This is a genomic window from Bacillota bacterium (assembly GCA_012837285.1).
In the GTDB taxonomy this organism is placed as follows: Bacteria; Bacillota; DTU030; order DUMP01; family DUMP01; genus DUNI01.
In genome coordinates this window covers 1-1,761 of record DURJ01000155.1, presented here as the reverse complement: position 1 = coordinate 1,761, position 1,761 = coordinate 1, and the positions used below count along the sequence as shown (strand labels likewise).

Genomic DNA, 1,761 nt, shown 5'->3' with positions numbered 1-1,761 from the left:
GGTGCAACCAACAACGGTGCCGCTCCCAGGGGGTAGTGTCTGCTTCTGCAGCTAATGGGGGAAATCGGGGATGAAATGAGGGTAAAACCCTCAGAACGGCAGGAGTATTACTGTAAATTAGCCGTAGGTGGCCCCATAAAATGGAAATTGTGTTGGTTGCAGTCCATTTTGGTGAAAGAAGCAGGATTTGAGCCTGGTTTTCGCACCGGAATCATGTAAAGCATTAAATATAGAGGTTGCATGGGAGCAATTAGAGAACGTGGATGCTCTTATTATAAAGGGTCGCAATGGGGCATACATAGTTTTAAGACAAGGCCAAATGTACGAGAGTCGCGAAAAATTTGGTATTTCCCATGAGCTTGGTCATTTCTGTATTCCAAGTCATCTTGCAGATTGCTATACCTGTAAATCAAGTGACATGCTCCAATTTAATTCTTATAGAAAAGAGGAGCGAGAGGCTAACTGTTTTGCAGCTGAGCTACTCATGCCCACCCAATGGTTGATTGGCAAACTAAGAAAAACAGCAGCTACTCTAGATTTTATTAGGACCGTCTCATCTGAATGTGGGACATCTTTATCATCTACTGCGTGTCGAGTAACCGATATTTGTCCTGACAAAATAGCGGTAGTATATTCGGAAGATGGTTTTATAAAATGGTTTAAGAAGTCAAAAACGTTCCCTTATTATGTTAATAAAGGTGAGCTAAATCCGTCGTCTTATGCTGCCGACTTTTTTAACCATAACTATTTATTGGACAAACCGAATCTGATACTAGCAAATGCTTGGGTATGTGATGCAGACTCCGATGACTATTTGAATGAGGAATCTGTTCCAATGCCAAATCTAAATGCAGTTCTTACTATCTTGACTGTACCCTTTGACGATAACGAAGAGAACCTTGATGAGGAAATGTACTGGTTTGAATAACCTACAGTTGTGAAAGACAGGGGTAATCCCATGGTCTCAAACCAAGCAGCGATTTACGCACGCTATAGCTCGGACAACCAACGCGAAGAAAGTATAGAGGCCCAAGTGCGGGCCATAAAAGAGTATTACGGTCGGGAAGGCATAGAAGTTGTAGCAACATACGTCGATGAAGCCAAGAGCGCCACCACCGACGACCGACCAGAGTTCTTACGCATGTTTTTAAATATGGCCAGGCCGGATTATGGAGCCTGGTTATCGTACATAAGTTGGACAGGTTTGCCCGCAACAGATATGACTCGGCCTTTTACAAGCGCGAACTGCGCCGGGCCGGTGTCCATCTAGTATCTGTGACCGAGCAGTTAGACGGCAGCCCCGAATCAATCATATTGGAGTCAGTCCTAGAAGGCATGGCAGAATACTACTCCCGAAACTTGGTCCGTGAGGTGATGAAAGGTATGAAAGAAAACGCATACCAGGCAAAGTTCTGTGGCGGCACTCCACCGCTTGGGTATGATATTGTTGAGGGCAATAACAAAGACATGATCAAGCATTACTTAAGCCGCTATGCTACCGCACTGAAAGAAAAAAAGAACGCCGACGACCTCAAAGAAGTCATCGACGCTCTCGTCGATACTGTTATTGTGCAACCCGAAGGCGGGGCAAAGATAAACTTCCGCTTTTTTGGAGCGGAAGTTAGTACCTTGAATGGTAGCGGCGAAGGGATTTGAACCCCTGACACTGCGGGTATGAACCGCATGCTCTAACCATCTGAGCTACGCCGCCATGTTTTCGTTGTTGGTTGCGGGGGCTGGATTTGAACCAGCGACCTCCGG

At 45.6% G+C, this 1,761-nt stretch carries 1 protein-coding gene, 1 tRNA gene and 1 pseudogene; 2 read left to right on the top strand and 1 reads right to left on the bottom strand.

Going from position 1 to position 1,761, the window contains the following annotated elements:
• Nucleotides 1–187: 187 nt before the first annotated feature.
• Together GX016_09350 and GX016_09345 are read left to right on the top strand one after the other, a co-directional pair.
• Nucleotides 188–928, top strand: coding sequence for an ImmA/IrrE family metallo-endopeptidase (locus GX016_09350; protein ID HHT71752.1), 741 nt, complete (start codon nt 188–190; stop codon nt 926–928).
• A gap of 30 nt (nt 929–958) precedes the next feature.
• Nucleotides 959–1,656 (top strand): annotated as a pseudogene (locus GX016_09345) (recombinase family protein).
• On the opposite strand, the gene GX016_09340 reads toward GX016_09345, so the two are convergent.
• A tRNA-Met gene (locus tag GX016_09340) sits at nt 1,635–1,711 on the bottom strand. The pseudogene GX016_09345 and the gene GX016_09340 overlap by 22 nt on opposite strands.
• Between the last annotated feature and the right edge of the window lie 50 nt (nt 1,712–1,761).